18 protein-coding genes are annotated in these 19,022 nt (G+C 68.5%); 12 read left to right on the forward strand and 6 right to left on the reverse strand.

Annotation, left to right across the window (positions count from 1 at the left end; translation table 11 throughout):
- The first annotated feature begins 12 nt into the window (after positions 1-12).
- The 8 genes from ACLJPD_RS13145 (at position 13) to ACLJPD_RS13180 (ending at position 7,996) form a co-directional block, all read left to right on the forward strand.
- On the forward strand, positions 13-1,437 hold the full coding sequence (locus ACLJPD_RS13145) for an NlpC/P60 family protein (protein WP_410872331.1): 1,425 nt from the start codon (positions 13-15) through the stop codon (positions 1,435-1,437).
- Between the two features lie 176 nt (positions 1,438-1,613).
- Positions 1,614-2,774, forward strand: a complete 1,161-nt coding sequence (locus tag ACLJPD_RS13150) for an AAA family ATPase (protein ID WP_410872333.1) — start codon at positions 1,614-1,616, stop codon at positions 2,772-2,774.
- Positions 2,775-2,797: 23 nt separating this feature from the next.
- Complete coding sequence (locus tag ACLJPD_RS13155; protein ID WP_410872335.1) at positions 2,798-3,754, forward strand: DUF58 domain-containing protein; 957 nt, start codon at positions 2,798-2,800, stop codon at positions 3,752-3,754.
- Positions 3,751-4,755, forward strand: a complete 1,005-nt coding sequence (locus tag ACLJPD_RS13160) for a VWA domain-containing protein (RefSeq protein ID WP_410872337.1) — start codon at positions 3,751-3,753, stop codon at positions 4,753-4,755. Before ACLJPD_RS13155 ends, ACLJPD_RS13160 begins: the two co-directional genes overlap by 4 nt.
- A gap of 84 nt (positions 4,756-4,839) precedes the next feature.
- Complete coding sequence (gene fabG1 / locus ACLJPD_RS13165) at positions 4,840-5,556, forward strand: 3-oxoacyl-ACP reductase FabG1 (protein WP_301901290.1); 717 nt, start codon at positions 4,840-4,842, stop codon at positions 5,554-5,556.
- Positions 5,557-5,628: 72 nt separating this feature from the next.
- A complete protein-coding gene (gene inhA / locus ACLJPD_RS13170) occupies positions 5,629-6,465 on the forward strand; it encodes an NADH-dependent enoyl-ACP reductase InhA (protein ID WP_410872339.1) in 837 nt (278 codons plus the stop codon).
- Entirely contained in the window at positions 6,465-7,514 is a 1,050-nt protein-coding gene (locus ACLJPD_RS13175) for a ferrochelatase (RefSeq protein WP_410872341.1), read from the forward strand. Before inhA ends, ACLJPD_RS13175 begins: the two co-directional genes overlap by 1 nt.
- An 86-nt stretch (positions 7,515-7,600) precedes the next feature.
- A complete protein-coding gene (locus tag ACLJPD_RS13180; protein WP_410872343.1) occupies positions 7,601-7,996 on the forward strand; it encodes a hypothetical protein in 396 nt (131 codons plus the stop codon).
- A 67-nt stretch (positions 7,997-8,063) separates the two neighbouring features.
- Here the strand turns inward: ACLJPD_RS13180 and ACLJPD_RS13185 are convergent, their stop codons facing one another.
- A complete protein-coding gene (locus ACLJPD_RS13185; RefSeq protein ID WP_410872345.1) occupies positions 8,064-8,876 on the reverse strand; it encodes a hypothetical protein in 813 nt (270 codons plus the stop codon).
- Between the two features lie 82 nt (positions 8,877-8,958).
- Complete coding sequence (locus ACLJPD_RS13190; RefSeq protein WP_410872347.1) at positions 8,959-9,783, reverse strand: DUF3097 domain-containing protein; 825 nt, start codon at positions 9,781-9,783, stop codon at positions 8,959-8,961.
- A 107-nt stretch (positions 9,784-9,890) separates the two neighbouring features.
- Here ACLJPD_RS13190 and ACLJPD_RS13195 point away from each other — a divergent pair, with 107 nt between their 5' ends.
- On the forward strand, positions 9,891-10,322 hold the full coding sequence (locus tag ACLJPD_RS13195; protein WP_410872349.1) for an NfeD family protein: 432 nt from the start codon (positions 9,891-9,893) through the stop codon (positions 10,320-10,322).
- Between the two features lie 2 nt (positions 10,323-10,324).
- Positions 10,325-11,566 carry an SPFH domain-containing protein gene (locus tag ACLJPD_RS13200; protein ID WP_410872351.1) on the forward strand — a complete coding sequence of 414 codons (1,242 nt, stop codon included), beginning with the start codon at positions 10,325-10,327 and terminating at the stop codon, positions 11,564-11,566.
- A 76-nt stretch (positions 11,567-11,642) separates the two neighbouring features.
- On the opposite strand, the gene ACLJPD_RS13205 is transcribed toward ACLJPD_RS13200, so the two are convergent.
- From ACLJPD_RS13205 to ACLJPD_RS13215, 3 genes are all read right to left on the reverse strand, one after another.
- On the reverse strand, positions 11,643-12,851 hold the full coding sequence (locus tag ACLJPD_RS13205) for a molybdopterin-binding protein (RefSeq protein WP_410872353.1): 1,209 nt from the start codon (positions 12,849-12,851) through the stop codon (positions 11,643-11,645).
- Between the two features lie 175 nt (positions 12,852-13,026).
- Positions 13,027-14,100 (reverse strand): tartrate dehydrogenase, encoded by a 1,074-nt coding sequence (locus ACLJPD_RS13210; protein WP_410872355.1) that lies wholly within the window; start codon positions 14,098-14,100, stop codon positions 13,027-13,029.
- Between the two features lie 9 nt (positions 14,101-14,109).
- Positions 14,110-15,627, reverse strand: coding sequence for an NAD-dependent succinate-semialdehyde dehydrogenase (locus ACLJPD_RS13215; protein WP_410872357.1), 1,518 nt, complete (start codon positions 15,625-15,627; stop codon positions 14,110-14,112).
- Between the two features lie 107 nt (positions 15,628-15,734).
- Here ACLJPD_RS13215 and ACLJPD_RS13220 point away from each other — a divergent pair, with 107 nt between their 5' ends.
- The gene (locus ACLJPD_RS13220) at positions 15,735-16,976 is read left to right on the forward strand and encodes an aspartate aminotransferase family protein (RefSeq protein ID WP_410872359.1); all 1,242 of its coding nucleotides are present in this window, start codon (positions 15,735-15,737) and stop codon (positions 16,974-16,976) included.
- Between the two features lie 79 nt (positions 16,977-17,055).
- Positions 17,056-17,550, forward strand: a complete 495-nt coding sequence (locus tag ACLJPD_RS13225; RefSeq protein ID WP_410872360.1) for a DUF3830 family protein — start codon at positions 17,056-17,058, stop codon at positions 17,548-17,550.
- Between the two features lie 67 nt (positions 17,551-17,617).
- Here the strand turns inward: ACLJPD_RS13225 and ACLJPD_RS13230 are convergent, their stop codons facing one another.
- Entirely contained in the window at positions 17,618-19,012 is a 1,395-nt protein-coding gene (locus tag ACLJPD_RS13230; RefSeq protein ID WP_410872361.1) for an amidase, read from the reverse strand.
- Between the last annotated feature and the right edge of the window lie 10 nt (positions 19,013-19,022).

Consider the following 19,022-nt stretch of genomic DNA (forward strand, 5'->3'; position numbering starts at 1 on the left):
CTCGGAGGTGCCGTGCGCGGTGCGGGCAGGCAGGACGAACCAGGTCTATTACGAATAGCGATCGGTTTGCTGGCGGTGCTGGTGGTACTCGGCACCGCAGGACCGGTCGCGGCGGTACCACCCCCGCCCCCCAATCCGTCCGACGGTGAGATCGCCGGAGCGGGCGCCCAGGTCGACGCGCGGGTCAGCGAGATCGGCCTGTTGATCAATCGCGTCGCCGCGGCCGATCAACAATTACGCGAACTCGACGACGAACTCGCAGGCAAACGCGAAGCGGTCAACCAGGCACTCGTCGACCTGCAGACCGCACGCGACGCCGCCGACACGGCCGCCGCCGCCGTCGCCGACAGTCGGACCCAACTGGCGGACGCGGGCGCGAAAGTCGGTGTGGCACGCCAGGATTTCGATCAGGTCGCCACCCAGGCCTACGTGCGCCCCGCCACCAGTTCGGTCGTCACCTACCTCGCCTCCTCGACCCCCGACGCCGCGATGGATCGCGCGCAGGTGCTCGCCATGGTGTCGAAGAACCAGCGGCAGGTCCTGGACGGGTTGCGGCGCGCCCAGATCGACCAGGCCAACCAGAACTCAGCCGCCCGGCAAGCGAAGGCCGATGCCGATACGGCCGCGGCGGGCGCGGAGCAGAAGCGTGACGCCGCCCAGACCGCGGTGAACATCGCCAAAAACGAGTTCGACACCCAGAGCGTGGCCCGCGAGAATCTGCGCCGCGATCGCAGCGCCGCCCAGTCCGCCCTCGATGTCGCCCGCTCGACCGTCGCCGGGCTACAGAGCCAGCGCGAGATCTTCCTGAACTGGGACGACCAACGCGAAGCCGAGGTGCTCGCCCTGCTGGCCGCCGCCAACGCCGCCGCCTCCCGCGCCGCCGCCGACAAAGCCGCCCGCGACCGCGCCGCCCAGCTCAACGAGGGCCAGCGCCCACACACCGACCTCGAGTCGACCCCGGCCTCCCCGCGCCGAACCGAACCGCGCCCCTCGCGACCCCAGGTCACCGGTTCGGCCGCGATCGAAACAGTGGTCGACCGCGCGATGTCGCAACTCGGCGTCACCTACGCCTGGGGTGGCGGCGACGAGGACGGCCCCACCCTCGGTATCCGCGACGGCGGCACCGGCGACGCCCACGGCGACTTCAACAAGGTCGGCTTCGACTGCTCGGGCCTGATGCTCTACGCCTTCGCCGGCATCGGCGTCTCCCTGCCGCACTACAGCGGCTACCAGTACAACGCGGGCACCCGAGTCGACGTCGACGACCGCGAACGCGGCGACATGCTCTTCTGGGGCCCCGGCGGCAGCGTGCACGTGGCGATGTATCTGGGCAACGGCACGATGATCGAGGCCCCTGAATCCGGGGACATCGTGAAGATTTCCCCGGTCCGCGAAGACGGCATCATGCCGTACGCGGTCCGCATCGTCACCGACTGAGTGCGTATCGCTGCTGGTAGGGGCCGGATCGGTGCAGTGTGCCCCACCTCGGCCGAGTCGCGTGAGCGGCGTCACGAGGATGACGAATCCCCGTCTAGTACTGGCCGGTTGCGGCGCACCGGGCGATTCAATGGAATAGTTGGTGCCGCACGCACAGGACCAAAGCGAAAGCGGGGATGTTGGTGACTTCGACGGAAGGTGTGAGCGGGCCGAAGCTGGCGAAGGACGCCGGTACGGCTGCGCCGAGCACCCTGGAGCGTGACGTCCAGACTCTCGAGAAGGCGATTTACGAGGTCAAGCGGGTTATCGTCGGTCAGGATCGGCTCGTCGAGCGTTTGCTCGTCGCCGTGCTGGCGCGCGGACACGTGCTCCTCGAAGGTGTGCCTGGCGTCGCGAAGACTCTTGCGGTGGAAACCTTCGCCAAGGTCATCGGCGGCTCGTTCTCCCGGGTGCAGTTCACCCCGGACCTCGTGCCAACCGACCTGATCGGTACCCGCATCTACCGGCAGGGCCGCGAGGAATTCGACACCGAGCTCGGCCCGGTCGTCGCGAACTTCGTGCTCGCCGACGAGATCAACCGCGCACCGGCCAAGGTGCAGTCGGCACTGCTCGAGGTGATGGCCGAGCGCAAGCTGTCGATCGGCGGCAAGACCTACCCGATGCCCGATCCGTTCCTGGTCATGGCGACCCAGAACCCGATCGAGAGCGAGGGCGTGTACCCGCTGCCCGAGGCGCAGCGCGACCGCTTCCTGTTCAAGGTGGTCGTGGACTACCCCTCGGTCGAGGAAGAGCGCGAGATCATCTACCGGATGGGTGTGAGCGCGCCCGAGCCGAATCAGATTCTCGACCCCGAAGACATCATTCGCCTGCAGAAGGTGGCCGCCAACGTCTTCGTGCACCACGCGCTCGTCGACTACGTGGTCCGCGTGATCACCGCGACCCGCACGCCCGCCGAATTCGGCATGGACGATGTGGCGAGCTGGATCTCCTACGGCGCGTCCCCGCGCGCGAGCCTCGGCATCATCGCCGCGGCCCGCTCGGTCGCGCTGATCCGTGGTCGTGACTACGTGGTGCCGCAGGACGTCGTCGAGGTGATCCCGGACGTGCTGCGTCACCGCCTGGTGCTGTCGTATGACGCACTGGCCGACGAGGTTTCGCCCGAGGACGTCATCAAGCGTGTGCTGCAGACGGTCGGTCTCCCGCAGGTCGCCCCGCAGGCCAACGGTCAAGCTGCCCAGCAGCAGCCGCCGGTGCCCCAGCCGCCCCAGCCCCAGCCCGCGCCGCAGCCGGTGAACGGGCAGCAGTCCCAGCCCGCCGGCTCCGTCGCGCCCCAGTGAGTGCGCCGGAACCCGTTGTCCGCGTGCCCGTGTCGTCGCACGCGCCGCCGTCGTTCCGCGCCGGTGAACTGACCGATCCGAAGCTGGCCGCCGCGCTCAAGACCCTCGAGTTGACCGTGCGGCGCCGCCTCGACGGTGTGCTGCACGGCGACCACCAGGGTCTGATCCCCGGACCCGGTTCGGAACCGGGGGAGGCGCGGCTGTACCAGCCGGGTGACGATGTGCGACAGATGGACTGGTCGGTCACCGCCCGGACCACCCATCCGCACGTGCGGCAGATGATCGCCGATCGCGAGCTGGAGACCTGGCTCGTCGTCGACCTGTCGTCGAGCCTGGACTTCGGCACCGGCCGGGTACACAAACGCGATCTCGCGATCGCGGCCGCCGCGGCGATCACCCACCTCACCTCCGGCGGCGGCAACCGCATCGGCGCCGTAGTGGCGACCGGTCAGGATCTGGTACGCATCCCCGCCCGCAGCGGGCGCATGCACGCCCAGACCCTGCTGCGCGGCATCGCGACCACCCCGCACGCCCGCGACGGTGTACGCGGTGACCTCAAGGCCGGGATCGAATCGCTGCGCCGCCCGCAACGCAAACGCGGTCTGGCCGTGGTGATCAGCGACTTCCTCGGCGACGTCGACTGGCAGCGTTCGCTTCGCGCGATCTCGGCCCGCCACGACCTCCTCGCCGTTGAGGTGCTCGACCCACTCGACATCGCGCTGCCCGACGGCGGCGACGTGGTGCTGCACGATCCCGAATCGGGCCGCACCCGCGAGTTCAGCGTCACTCCCACGCTGCGCGCCGATTTCGCCGCCGCGGCCGGAGCCCAGCGTGCGCAGGTGGCGCAGGCGCTGCGCAGCTGTGGCGCGCCGGTGCTCACCCTGCAGACCGATCGGGACTGGATCGCCGACGTGGTCCGGTTCGTGTCCACCCGGCGCCACAGCCTCGGCGCCCCGAGCGGGCGGGTGCCTCGCCAGTGAGTATTTCGCATTTCACGGCCGTCGTCTGGCTCGGTTTCCTCGCGGTCGTCGCCCTGCTCGTGCTCGGCTACGTGCTGGTGCAGCGCGCCCGGCACAAGCGGATGCTGCAGTTCGGCAACATGGCGATCCTGGAGCGCGTCGCCCCGTCGCGACCGAGTCCGATGCGCCACGCGCCGATCGCGCTCATCCTGGTCGGCCTTGTGCTGCTGACCATCGCCGCCGCGGGCCCGACCGCCGTGCAGAAGGTGCCGCGTAACCGCGCGACTGTTGTTCTGGTGATGGATGTTTCGCTGTCGATGGAAGCCACCGACGTGGAGCCGGACCGACTGCAGGTCGCGCAGAAGGCGGGCAAGGACTTCGTCGACGGGCTGACGCCGGGCATCAACCTCGGTTTCGTCACCTTCGCGGGCACGGCCTCGGTGATGGTGTCGCCGACGACCAACCGCGAAGCCGTCAAGCACTCGATCGACAACATCAAGCTGGCCGAGCGCACCGCCACCGGCGAGGGCGTCCTCACAGCTCTGCAGTCGATCGATACCCTGGCGGCCGTGCTCGGCGGCGCCGAGACGCCCCCGCCCGCGCGGGTGGTGCTGATGTCGGACGGCAAGCAGACCGTGCCCGACGACAAGGACGTCGACAATCCCCGGCACGGTTTCACCGCCGCGCGCCTGGCCAAGAACAAGGGCATCCCGGTCTCGACGATCTCCTTCGGCACCGAATGGGGCACCGTCGAGATCCCGGATTCCGACGGCAAGGGTTCACAGCGGGTGAAGGTACCCGTCGACAACGACTCGCTGCGCGAGATCGCCGAGCTGTCCGGCGGCGACTTCTACACCGCCTCGTCGCTGGCCGAACTCACCGCGGTCTACGACACCCTCGAGGAACAGATCGGCTACGAGACCACCCGTGGCGATGCGAGCAGGCCGTGGCTGTTGCTCGGCATGCTGGCCATCGCGGCGGGAGTCGTCGTCAGTTTGCTCTATCGTCAACGCCTGCCCTAGCTCCCCACGCCCCGCGTTGTGAGCTGTCGCAACGGCGCGACCCTGACGCGGGGCGCACGAATCGGAACAGATAGGTTGGACCCTATGTCGAACGTCACATCACGATCGGTCCTGGTCACCGGCGGTAACCGCGGTATCGGTCTCGCGGTCGCGCAGCGGCTGCAGGCCGACGGCCACAAGGTCGCCGTCACCCATCGTGGATCAGGGGTGCCCGAGGGTCTGTTCGGTGTGAAATGCGATGTCACCGACAGTGATTCGGTCGATCGTGCGTTCACCGAGGTCGAGGAGCACCAGGGTCCGGTCGAGGTGCTGGTCGCCAACGCGGGCATCACCGACGACACCCTGCTGATGCGCATGACCGAAGAGCAGTTCACGAAGGTCATCGACGCCAACCTGACCGGTGCGTTCCGCTGTGCCAAGCGCGCCAACCGAAATATGCTGCGGGGTCGCTGGGGCCGGATGATCTTCCTCGGTTCCGTGGTCGGCCTGAGCGGTCAGGCCGGGCAGATCAACTACGCCTCCTCCAAAGCCGGCGTCATCGGTATGGCCCGCTCGATCAGCCGTGAGCTGGGTTCGCGCTCGATCACCGCCAACGTGGTCGCGCCCGGTTTCATCGAAACCGACATGACAAAAGATTTGCCCGACGATCTGAAGGACATGGCGAAGAAGTTCATTCCGCTGCAGCGTCTCGGCCAGCCGGAAGACATCGCGGCCGTCGTCAGCTTCCTCGCCTCCGAGGACTCCCGCTATGTCACCGGCGCCGTTATCCCGGTCGACGGCGGCATGGGCATGGGGCATTAACTGTCTTTGCAGGGGGCCACTGATTCGCTGACCGGATCACCATTCAACTGATTTCAGGAGAACCGAAAACTCATGGGCGGACTGCTCGAAGGTAAGACCATCCTGGTCACCGGCATCATCACCGACTCGTCGATCGCGTTCCACGCGGCCGCGATCGCGCAGGAGCAGGGCGCGAGGGTGATCATCACCGGTATCCCCGACCGCCTGCGGCTGATCGACCGCATCGCCAAGCGGCTGCCGCAGGAGGTGCCGCCCGCCATCGGTCTCGACGTGACCAACGAAGACGATCTGGCCGCGCTCACCGAGAAGCTGCGTGAGATCGCGCCCGAGGGCGTCGACGGCGTGCTGCACTCCATCGCGTTCGCGCCGCGTTCGATCATGGGCCCCGGCGCGCTGCCGTTCCTCGAGGGCCCCGGCCCCGATGTCTCCAAGTCGTTCGAGATCTCGGCCTGGAGCTACGCCTCGCTGGCGCGCGCCGTGCTCCCCGTCATGAACGAGGGTGGCTCGATCGTCGGCATGGACTTCGATCCGCGCGTGGCCATGCCGTACTACAACTGGATGGGCGTGTCCAAGGCCGCGCTCGAGTCGGTGAACCGCTACGTGGCGCGCGAGGTGGGCGCCGCCAAGAAGATTCGCTCCAACCTCATCGCCGCCGGCCCGATCAAGACCCTCGCGGCCAAGGCCATCGCGGGTACCGCGACCGACGATGCCAAGCAGCTCGTCCAGCTCGACGAGTACTGGGACGGCGCGTCGCCGATCGGCTGGGACGGCAACGACCCGCGCGCGGTCGGCAAGTCGATCGTGGCGCTGCTCTCGGATTGGCTGCCCGCCACCACCGGTTCGATCATCTACGTCGACGGCGGCGCCAGCCACAACATGTGGTTCCCGGAGAACATGTCGCTGAGCTGATGCCGGACGCCCTGCTGCTGCTGTCCTTCGGTGGCCCCGAAGGCCCCGAGGACGTGCTCCCCTTCCTGGAGAACGTCACTCGGGGCCGCGGGGTGCCTCCAGAACGGCTCGCTGAAGTCGCGCAGCATTACCTGCATTTCGGCGGGGTCTCGCCGATCAACGCGTTGAATCGGCAGCTCATCGCCGCGCTCGAGGCCGACCTCGCCGAGGCCGGAATGGATCTGCCGGTCTATTTCGGCAATCGCAACTGGCATCCCATGGTCGAGGACACCGTCGCGCGGATGACCGCCGACGGTGTGCGATCGGCGCTGGTCTTTCCGACCTCGGCGTGGGGTGGGTATTCCGGTTGTCGCCAGTACCACGAGGACATCAACCGTGCCCGCACGGCCGCCGGTGACGGTGCCCCCGAACTGGTGAAACTGCGCCAGTACTTCGATCATCCGCTGCTGATCGAGTCCTTCGCCGACGCGATCACCGCTGCGGTGCAGCACCTTCCAGCCGATCGCCGCGTCGGCGCGCGCCTGGTGTTCACCGCGCATTCCATCCCCGTCGCCGCCGACATCGCCGCCGGGCCGCCCGCCGACGGTGGCCGCCTCTACAGTCGACAGGTCGCCGAGGCGGCCCGATTGTGTGCCGCGGCAACAGGTTTCGCCGATTACGATGTGGTGTGGCAGTCACGTTCGGGCCCTCCGCAGGTGCCGTGGCTCGAACCCGACATCGTCGACCACCTGGATGTGTTGCACGGCAAGGGAATCGACGCCGTGGTGGTGTGCCCGGTCGGTTTCGTCTCTGATCATCTCGAAGTGATCTGGGACCTCGACAACGAAGCATCGGTCCGCGCCGCCGAACTCGGCATGGCGTTCGCCCGCGTCGCGACCCCCGGCACCGATCCGCGGTTCTCCCGGATGATCGTCGAACTGATCGCCGAACGTGTGAGTGCTGGTCCGGTGCGTGAACTCGGCACGGTACCCGGTTACGGCTGCACCGTCGACGGTGCCCTGTGCGCCCCCGGTTGCTGCGAACCGCCCGCGCGCCCGGTCCGTCGCTGAACACAACCGGATAACCATTCGCCGGTGGTCGCGCACTCGCGGGGTAGCCTTTGCACAGTTGCGCTCGACTGATCGGAGGATTTCCGATGATTTCGACACCGCCGCGCCGCCTCGGCGGGTTCGCCATGGCATTGGTCGCCGCTACGCTCGGTCTGTCCGGGTGTGGCAAGGAATCCGGCTACCAAACCCAGCCCCCACAGCCCACCGAGCCCACGATTTCGCAAGCCTCGGTGCAAGATCTGTGCGGGATCCTCGACGGGCAGAAGGGGACGTGGAAGGCGCTGGGCCCACGGGTCGCGCGGGTGGCGTTCACCGGCGCGGTGAGGCTGTGGACAGTGAACGACACCGTCGCCAATGCCGCCATCTCCTACAACCGCCGCATTGTCGACACCGTCACCATCCGCACCTGCCCGCAGGTTCGCGACGCCACCGTCAAGGCGCTCGACGTCCCGGATTTGAAGGCCGCCCTCGGCGGATTCTGAACTGGCACTTCCCACTCGGCGCCGCTGGTCTACACCGCTGGATTTCGGCCAAGACCCGCCACCCGGTCTAGGTGTCGCGGCGGGCGGCGGCGTGGACCGCGACGAGGCGGGCTTCGCGGATCGTGTTCCACAGCGGGCGCAGCAGGGATTCGTGCGCGCCGATCGCGGTGGCCGAGGTGGGCGAGGAGGCCGGCTCGTGCTGGGCGACGGTGAGGATCGCGGCCACATGATCGGCGGTGTCGAGAATTCGCTTGGCGCGCAACGGAATCGAGTCCGGGTAGGCGTGGCGCGAGTAGGCCGCGAGCTGTGCCTCGATCTGCTCGCGTGGATCGTCGTCGCCGTTGCCGACCGCGGTGGTGTGCAGTTGCATCAGGGCGTCGGCGGCGTCGCGGACCGATTCGCGCATGGTGTATTCGGCCTCACCGAGCGACATGTCGTGCCCGGCGAGGTGGGGAAGGTCGACGCCGTAGACGGTCCACTGCAGCGTGTCGTCGTCGTCCCACTGCGGGATCAGGCCGGTGCCCGGTTCGCCGGGAACACCGAGCAGCAGGCCTTCCTCGGCGTCGATCGCGTCGGCCGCGAAGGCGGAACCGACGGGCAGCCCGCGCACGTCACCCGCCGCGGGCAGGACCAGACGCAGGTGCGTACCGGCCGGGGCCATCGCCTCGCGGATCACCTTGAGCAGTGGCATGGCGCCGGTGCCGGCGTCGCCGCGTGAGGTCCACGGCAGATCCGTGCGTCCGCCGGTCACCGGGTCGCCCGCCGCGATGGTGTGGCGCGGCGCCCAGGCGTGCAGTGCCTCCAGCACGTCGTCGGGCGCGCTGGTACCGGCCAGCCAGGAGCCGGCCCACAACGTCAGCGTGGCACTGGGAGAGCACATAATCATCGAGCATAAAGGTTCGCCCGGCTTCGCGTGCGGGCACTGAGACGCTCGATCATGGCCCACCTGACCTGCTGTGGGTTCAGTCCGGCTCGGTCACGAAGTCGATGAGCCGTTCCACGGCGCCGATGAGCGGGGGTTCCAGATCCCGGAACGAGTCGACCGCATCGTAGACACGGCGCCAGCCCTGCTGCGGTGTTCCCCAGCCCAGCCGCGCGCAGATTCCGGTCTTCCAATCCTCACCGCGGGGGACGGTCGGCCAGGCGTCGATGCCGACTGCGGCGGGCCGCACCGCCTGCCAGACATCGATGTAGGGATGGCCGGTCACCAGCACGTGCGGGCCGAGGCCGGTGGTCAGGTGCGTCTCCTTCGAGCCGGTCACCAGGTGGTCGACGAGCACCCCCACGCGCGCGCCGGGGCCGGGTTCGAATTCGGTGAGCCGGGCGCCGAGATTGTCGAGCCCTTCCAGATGTTCGACGACCACGCCCTCCACCCGCAGGTCGTGGCCCCACACCCGCTCGACGAGTGCCGCGTCGTGCACGCCTTCCACCCAGATCCGGCTGGTACGCGCGACTCGTGCGCGCAGGCCATCGACGCGAGTGGAGCCCGACGCCGACCGTGTCGGCTGCTTCGGCGTGGACGCGGTGGGCTTGGTCAGCGTGACCGGTTTTCCGTCGATCAGGAACGCGGCCTCACGCATCGCGAACAACCGCACCGTCCCGCGCGCATCCTCGAGTTTCACGAACTCGCCGTCGTAACTGCGGTCGAAACCGACTACGGCACCGCAGAATCCGCTCGCCGCGTCCTCCACCACCAGATCGCGTTCGGCACTCACTGTCGGCACCGGCTTCTTCTTGGTCCGATCATGTCCGGAATAAATGTCGCCGTAGCTGTCTCGTGCACTCACGCCCCGAAACTACCGCGCGCAGAAGACAGTGCGCCGCACCGCCGCACCGCGACCGATGATCAGGTGAGGCCCGCCCGTAAACCGGTTATCGAGGCTAGGCTGGCAGTGTGGCCGCAATAGTCTGGCTGATCGCGGGCATCGTTCTCGCGGCGGCGGAAATGCTCACCGGGGATCTGATGCTGCTCACGCTCGGCGTGGCGGCACTGGGCACGGCGGGTGTGAGCGCCGCGACCGAGCTGCCGATCTGGGGCGACGCGTTGGTGTTCGCCGCGATGGCCGGGGTGCTGTTCGTCGGGGTGCGGCCGCTGCTGCGCCGCAAGTTCGGTACTCCGCCGCCCACTCCGACCAATGCCGATGCGCTGCCGGGGAAGTCGGCGCTGGTGCTCGAGCCGGTCGCGGAGTATTCGGGTCAGGTCAAGCTCAATGGTGAGGTCTGGACGGCGCGTCCGCTCGACCCGACCGAAGTGTACGAAGCCGGTGTGACTGTCTATGTGATGAAGATCGATGGCGCTACCGCCGTCGTCTGGAAGGGTCCCTAGCAATGGTTGCCTTGATCGTGGCCGCTGTCCTCGTCCTGCTGGTCGTGGTGGTGGTTTTCAAATCGATCGCGCTCGTTCCGCAGGCCGAGGCGGCGGTGATCGAACGGCTCGGGCGTTATTCGCGCACCGTGTCCGGTCAGCTGACGTTCCTCGTCCCGTTCGCCGATCGCATCCGCGCGAAGGTGGATCTGCGCGAGCGGGTCGTGTCGTTCCCGCCGCAGCCGGTGATCACCCAGGACAACCTCACGCTGCAGATCGACTCGGTGGTGTATTTCCAGGTCACCAGCCCGCAGGCCGCGGTCTACGAGATCAGCAACTACATCGCCGCGGTCGAGCAGCTCACCGTCACCACCCTGCGCAATGTGGTCGGTGGCATGACCCTGGAAGAGACGCTGACCTCGCGCGATCAGATCAACAACCAGCTGCGCGGTGTGCTCGACGAGGCCACCGGTCGTTGGGGCCTTCGGGTGGCCCGAGTGGAGCTCAAGTCCATCGATCCGCCGCCGTCGATCCAGGAATCGATGGAGAAGCAGATGAAGGCCGATCGGGAGAAGCGCGCGACGATCCTCACCGCCGAAGGTAACCGCGAAGCGCAGATCAAGACCGCCGAGGGTGCCAAGCAGGCGGCGATCCTGACCGCAGAGGGTGGCAAACAGTCCTCGATCCTGTCGGCGGAGGGCGAACGCCAGAGCCGCATCCTGCGCGCCCAGGGTGAACGTGCCGCCTCCTACCTGCAGGCGCAGGGCCAGGCGAAGGCGATCGAGAAGGTCTTCGCCGCCATCAAGAACGGCAAGCCGACCCCGGAACTGCTTGCCTACCAGTACATGCAGACGCTCCCGATGGTGGCCAAGGGTGACGCGAACAAGGTGTGGCTGGTGCCTTCCGATTTCGGCAAGGCCCTCGAAGGTTTCGCCCAGAACTTCGCCACCAAGGGCGAGGACGGTGTGTTCCGTTACGAGCCGTCCGTCGATGAGGCGCCGGTGAAGATCGAAGACGATTCCGACGTGGCCGACTGGTTCGAAACCGCCTCGGACCCGAAAATCGCCGAGGCCGTCCGCGCCGCCGAGGCCACCGCCCGCACCCCGGTCGAAGGTTTCGACTCAACGATACCGCGCCCGAAAACCTCTGTGGCCAAGGGCGATCCGGAACTCCCGGCCCCACCCCCCATCGCCCCGCAGGAACAGCCCACCCCTCGCCCCGACGACCCGTACGGTCGCCCCTGGCAGCCGCCCCAACACGGCTGACCATAGCGAATTCGCGCCCAGGTACGGCCCCGACGCAACCACAGCGTCGGGGCCGTTTCCTGTTGCCTGCGCGAATTCAGTGGGGGAGGGGGAGGAGTTCGACGAGGGAGCCTCGGCCGGTGCCGGGCGGGAGGATGGCCAGGGCTTGGGCGGGGATGAGGCCGGCCAGGTGGGGAGTGTGGGCGGGGCCGGTGCTGCGCCAGACGCCGCCGGGGTGTTGTTGGACGCCGACCAGGCGGGTGGCTTCGCCTGCCATGACGCCCGCGTCGGAGAGGCGGCCCCAGAGGGCGGGGCCGGGGGTGCGCAGGGTGAGGGCGTCGACGATGGCGGGGCCGACGGCCAGCAGGGCTGCGACGGCGGCGAAAGGGTTACCGGGCAGGCCGAGGAGGACTCGGCCGTCGGGGAGTTGGGCGACGAGAGTGGAGCCACCGGGGCGGATCGCGATGCGTTCGACGATGATGCGGGCGCCGAGGTCGGCGAGCAGGGTGCGCAGGTGGTCGGCGGCGCCGCGGCCGGTGGCCCCGACCATGACGACCAGGTCGGCGTGGGATTTCAGGGTGAGCCAGGAACGCAGGAGGTCTTTGCTGTCGGCGAGGTGCCAGAGGCCGGTGCTCTCGATGTCGCAGGAGCGCAGGAACTCTGGCATGACGGGGCCGAGCGAGTCGCGGGTTTCGCCGGGGTCGAGCGGGCCGACGGCGCGGATTTCGTCGCCGGTCATCACCACATCGGCACGCAAAGGCCCACGCACGGTGACGGTTTCGGCTTCGGCACTGAGTGCTGCCGAGGCCAGTGCCGCCGAGACCCGGGCACCGGCGCCGGCCAGTTCCGTTCCGCTGCTCCAGTGCTCGCCTTGGCGGCGGGTGTCATCGCGGACGGGCGCGCCGGGCGCCCGCATCACCACCTGCTTGCCGGACACGGTTGTCCGCACGCTGTGTTCGTCGCGCAGGGTGGCCGTGGTGCCCAACGGGGTAGCCGCGCCGGTCGCGATCCGCACTGCTTCGCCGGGCGCCAGCACCACTGAGCAGCCGCGGCCGGCGTAGCTGACCTGCTGGTGCAGGCGCCACCACGGTCCAGGCCCCGCTACCGCGTAGCCGTCCATGGCGGCACTGTCCACGCGCGGCAGGGGAGTGCCCGCGCAGAGCCCGACGGCCAGGGTCGCCCCGACGGCCTCGGCAACGGGGCGCTCACGCACCGCGATCGGCTCGAGGTCCGCGGCTATCTGCGCCCGCACCAGAGCCAGCCCACATTGCACCGCCGGAACTACGCCCACCCGTGCGCTCGTCACCACGTCTCGCCTTCTGCAGGACCCATCACCGACACTGCGACTCATGGTGCGCACCACCGATTGCCTGCGATTTTCTTGGCAGTTGCCTCGCGATGACGTTGTGCTCACGGACGAGCGGGTCCGGTGGTGCGTAGTTCGGCGCTGGGCCGCACTGCGAGCACCTCCGGTCCTCGGTTCACGCTTCGGCGAGCGAATTCGCGAGGTCCGCCGCGCGGTCGGCGATGGCGGTGCCGAGTTCGGCGGTGGTGGCGGTACCGCCCAGATCTGGCGTGAGCACCGTGCCCGCGGCGAGGACATCGCAGACCGCCCGGTCGACGGCGGCGGCCGCGGCGTGCTCGCCGAGGTGGGACAGCAGCATGGCGCCCGCCAGGATCTGGGCGACGGGGTCGGCGATGCCCATGCCCGCGATGTCGGGCGCGCTGCCGTGCACGGCCTCGAACATCGACGGCGCGTCCGCCGCGGGGTTGATGTTGCCCGAGGGCGCGAGGCCGAGTCCGCCGGTGACGGCCGCGGCGAGGTCGGAGAGGATGTCGCCGAACAGGTTCGAGCCGACGATCACGTCGAGGCGGTCGGGGTGCAGCACGATTTCGGCGGCCAACGCATCGACGTGCATCTGCCGCGTCCGCACCGACGGGTATTCGGCGGCGATGCGTTCGAAGACGCTGTCCCAGTACGGCATCGAGTGGATCAGTCCGTTGGACTTCGTCGCCGAACAGAGCTTGCCCGAGCGTTCGGCCGCGCGGTCGAAGGCGTAGCGGATGATCCGTTCGCAGCCGGTGCGGGTGAACACCGACTCCTGCAGCACGAATTCGTCCGGCCTGCCGGGATTGTGGATACCGCCGATCTCGGAGTACTCGCCCTCGGAGTTCTCCCGCACGATGAGAATGTCGAGGTCGTCGGCGGTGCGGTCGCGCAGCGCCGATTCCGTACCGGGCAGCAGCCGCACCGGCCGGAGATTGACGTACTGGCCGAAGGCGCGCCGCAGCGGAATCAGCAAGCCCCACAGCGAAATATGATCGGGCACCCCGGGAAATCCCACGGCGCCCAACAGGATCGCATCGAACTCGGCAAGCCGCGAAGGTCCGTCGGCCGGCATCATCGCACCGGTCCGTAGATAGTTCTCACACGAGTAGTCGAACTCGGTCCAGCTGATTGCCGGCAGGACCCGGTCGAGCACCTTCACCGCCTCGACGGTGACATCGACGCCGATTCCGTCGCCCGGAATGGTCGCGATCCGGTATGTGCGCACGCTGTCTCCCTAAACCTTGACGCCGATGTATTTGGTCTCGAGGAATTCGTCGATCCCGGTGAACCCGCCCTCGCGACCGAGTCCCGATTCCTTCACCCCGCCGAACGGCGCGGCCGGATTGGAGACCACGCCCTGATTCAGGCCGACCATTCCCGTCTCGAGAGCTTCGCAGACGCGCAGTCCACGCCGCAGGTTCTCGGTGAACACGTACGCGACCAGCCCGTAGGGGGTGTCATTGGCCCGGGTGATCGCTTCGTCCTCGGTCTCGAACGTGGCGATCGCGGCAACCGGACCGAAGATCTCGGTGTGGCACAGCTCGGCGTCGTCGGGGACGCCGGTGAGCACGGTCGCCGGGTAGAACGTGCCCGGTCCGTCGACCGCCGTGCCGCCGAGCAGCACCTCGGCACCACGTCGGCGGGCGTCGGCCACGAGCTGCTCGACCTTGGAGACGGCATCGGCGTCGATGAGCGGTCCGACCACAACGCCCGGCTCGGTGCCACGGCCCATCGGCAGCGCGGCCATCCGCGCGGCCAGCCGTTCGGCGAACTCGTCAGCGATGCCGCGCTGCACCAGAATTCGATTCGCGGCCGTGCACGCCTGGCCGATATTGCGCATCTTGGCGGCCAGCGCACCCTCGACCGCTTCGTCGAGATCGGCATCGTCGAACACCAGCAGCGGCGCGTTGCCGCCGAGTTCCATGGAGGTCCGCATGACGGTGCGGGCGCACTGCTCGAGGAGCAGTTTCCCGATCGCGGTCGACCCGGTGAAGGAGAGTTTGCGGGAGCGGGGATCGGCGATGAGCGGTGTCATCAGTGCGCCGGGGTCAGCGGTGGTCACCACGTTGACCACACCGGCAGGCACACCGGCATCGGCCAGGATCGCCGCGAGTGCCAGCATCGAAAGTGGCGTCTGCTCAGCGGGTTTCACGACACAGGTGCACCCGGCGGCCAGCGCGGGCGCGATCTTGCGGGCACCCATCGCCATCGGGAAGTTCCACGGCGTGATGAGCAGGCTCGGCCCCACCGGCTGCTTGGTCACCAGAAACCGCGAACCACCCGTCGGCGCCGGCATGTACCCGCCGTCGAGGCGAACGGCTTCCTCGGCGAACCAGCGGAAGAACTCTGCGGCATAGGCGATTTCGCCACGCGCCTCCGTCAGCGGTTTGCCCATCTCGAGGGTCATGATCAGTGCGAGGCGTTCGGTATCGGCGAGCAGCGCGTGGTGCGCGCGCAGCAAAATGTCGCTGCGGGTGCGTGCCGGGGTGTTCGCCCAGTCCGCCTGGGCAGCCGCGGCGGCGGTGAGCGCGTCGAGTCCGTCGGCCGCGGTCGCGTCCGCCACCGCGCACAACCGCGCGCCGGTCGCGGGATCGAGGACGGGCAGCGCCGCGGGGGAGTCGCGCCATCGACCACCGATGAACAATCCCTTCGGCACGCTGTCGATCGCGGCGCGCTCGGCGGCGCTCAGGTTGTCGAGCGGCTGTTCACTGCTCCCGGACTCGGCTGTGAGGAGCCCTTGTGCCTCGTTCATGCGGTGCCTGCCTCCCGACGCGGTGGATCACCCATTGCTGTGAACCCTGCCGCCATGTTATGCATATTGTCAACAATCCGACAATAGACAATTCTGGGGAGTCCTTGATGACCGAGCTGTCTCCCGTCCTGAAGCAGGCCACGCCCGTCCAGGTCGACCACGGCGCAGGCTGCTACCTCTACGACACCGACGGTCGCCGCTACCTGGATTTCACCGCCGGGATCGGCGTCACGAGCACCGGGCACTGTCATCCCACCGTGGTCGCCGCCGCACAGGCCCAGGTCGGCAAGCTGATCCACGGGCAGTACACGACAGTGATGCATCGGCCGCTGCTGGAACTCACCGAACGCCTCGGCGCGGTCCTGCCCGAAGGACTGGATGCGCTGTTCTTCGCAAATTCCGGCAGCGAGGCGGTGGAGGCGGCGTTGCGCCTGGTCCGGCAAGCCACCGGGCGTCCGAACGTGATCGTCTTCCACGGCGGTTTTCACGGCCGCACCGTGGCCGCCGCGACCATGACCACCTCCGGGACCCGGTTCTCGGCGGGTTTCAGCCCGCTGATGTCGGGTGTGCACGTGGCCCCGTTCCCGACCGCGTTCCGCTACGGCTGGAGCGAGGAGGAAGCCACCGACTTCGCGCTGCGTGAGCTCGACTATCTGTTCGCCACCCTCACCTCGCCCGCGGAGACCGCCGCGTTCATCGTCGAACCGGTACTCGGCGAGGGCGGGTACATCCCCGGCAACACCCGGTTCTTCCAAGGACTGCGCGAGCGTGCCGACCGGCACGGCATCCTGCTGGTCTTCGACGAGATCCAAACCGGCTTCGGCCGGACCGGAAGGTTCTTCGGCCACCAGCACTTCGACGTTCGACCCGACGTGATCACCATCGCCAAGGGGTTGGCCAGCGGCTTCCCGCTGTCGGGCATCGCGGCGTCGCGGGAGTTGATGGCGAAGGCTTGGCCGGGATCCCAGGGCGGGACATACGGCGGAAACGCGGTGGCCTGTGCCGCCGCCGTGGCGACTCTCGAGGTCATCGAGACCGAGGGGTTGGTCGACAATGCCGCCATGCGCGGCACGCAGCTGCTCGTCGGCGTCCGAGGGCTCGCAACCAAGGCGATCGGCGACGTTCGCGGCCTCGGCCTGCTCGTCGGCGCCGAATTCACCACGGCGACAGGTGAACCCGATACTGCGACCGCGACAGCCGCGCAGAAGTCGGCCGTGGACAAGGGGCTGCTGCTGCTCACCTGTGGAGCGCACATGAATGTCGTGCGCATGATCCCGCCGCTGATCGTCACCGCCAGGCAAGTCGAGGACGCCCTGGCCATCTGGTCGGAGGTCCTCGCCGAGCTGTAGTCCGCCCGTGGTCCCGCTCGGGCATCGAGTGGGACCACGCACCGACGCAGCTCCGCGCACCGCACAGGAAGCAGGATCGATGGCCCGCTACATGAGCATCACCCTCACCAAATCCGGCGTCACCTGCCGCGCTCGCCTCCTCGACGACGAAGCCCCGCTCACGTGTGCCGCCCTGTGGGATGCGCTCCCACAGGAGGGCGACGCCTTCCACGCCAAATACGCCCGCAACGAGGTCTACGCCCTGGTGCCTCGCATCACCGCGGCGCCGCATCGTGAAAACCCCACCGTCACACCGATTCCCGGTGACGTCTGCCTCTTCGACTTCGAACCGTGGGAAATCGGCAACCCCGCCTACGGCTACGAACCGGGCTCGGCCGCGCACCACGCCCAGGGCGCCACCGACCTGGCCCTGTTCTATGGCCGCAACAATCTCCTGATCAACGGCGACCTCGGCTGGGTACCCGGCAGCGTCTTCGCCACCATCGAGGAGGGGCTCGCGGACTTGGCGACGGCCTGCAACGCGCTGTGGTTGCGCGGGGTCGAGGGGGAGACCCTGGCATTCGCCCGCGCATGAGATAACGACCTCTTCGACGCCGCCGAATCTCTCGGCGGCGTCGAAACAGGTGTGCGCTCTGACTGCTTCAGGAATTGAGCACGAACTCGGCGTGCCGGGCGACCGCGAGAATCAGGTCGTCGGAGTGCCGTGGTCCGACGATCTGCATGCCCACCGGCATCCCGGCGCGCGTCGTGCCGACGGGAATGCTGATGGCGGGTTGCTGGGTCATGTTGAACGGGTAGGTGAACGGGGTCCAGTCGGGCCAGCCGTTCAGCCCGCTGCCCGGCGGCACGTCGTGTCCGGCCTCGAAGGCGGTGATCGGCATGGTCGGGGTGATCAGGACGTCGTAGGCGGAGTGGAAGTTGCCCATCGTGATGCCGACTTCAGCGGCGACGTGGCGGGCGTCGAGATAGTCGATGGCGCTGACGGATTCACCGCGAGCCCATGCCGCACCCAGACCGGCGTCCACCTTCTCCCTGGACCCGGCGGGGAACTTCGACAGCATCGTCGCCGCACCCGCGGCCCACAGCGTCTCGAAAGCCGCACGCGGATCAGTGAATCCGGGATCGACCGCGTCGATGGTCAGATCGGCCTCGGCCAAACGCGCAACCGCGCCGTCGACGATCTCGGCGACCTCGGGGTCGACCTGCGCGTACCCGAGCGTGGCGGAATAGCCGACCGAGAGCCCGCGCACATCGCGCTGCATCTGACTGCGGAAGGTCGTGAGAGTGGGCGCCAGCGCGGTCGGGTCGCGCGGGTCGGGCAGCGAGAGGATGTCCATCAGCAGCGCCGCGTCCTCGACGGTGCGCGTCATCGGCCCGGCATGCGCGAGCGGCCCGAACGGGCTGGCCGGGAAGAGCGGAATCCGCCCGTGCGTCGGTTTGAACCCGACGATCCCGCAGAACGAGGCCGGAATCCGGATGCTGCCGCCACCGTCGGTCCCGACCGACACCGGTGTCATCCCGCCCGCCACCGCCGCGGCGCTGCCGCCGGACGACCCGCCTGCCGTAGTTGCGGGATCGGCGGGATTGCGGGTGATCCCGGTCAGCGAACTGTCGGTGACACCCTTCCAGGCGATCTCCGGTGTGGTCGTCTTGCCGACGAACACCAACCCGTCCTCGCGCAGCCGCGCGGCGACCGGGCTGTCCACCAACCACGGCCCACCCGCGTCCACACTGGTGGAACCGCGCAGAGTCGGCCACCCCTCGGTCAGGAAGATGTCCTTGATGGATATCGGGACGCCGTCGAGTAACCCGCGCGGATTGCCCGACTGCCAGCGCGCTTCGGAATCCTTGGCCTGCACCAGTGCCCGATCCGGGTCGACCAGGCAGAAGGCATTGAGCGCGCCGTCGCGGGCGGCGATGGCGTCCAAGCAGGCCTGCGTCGCCTCGACGGGGGAGAGCTGCCCGGCCGCGTAGGCCGAAACCAGCTGAACCGCCGTCAGCGCGGTGGGATCGGTGGGGAGATCGGGCTGCGTCATGGCGGGGCTC

Origin of the sequence: Nocardia sp. A7 (assembly GCF_046549215.1) — a bacterium.
GTDB lineage: Bacteria > Actinomycetota > Actinomycetes > Mycobacteriales > Mycobacteriaceae > Nocardia.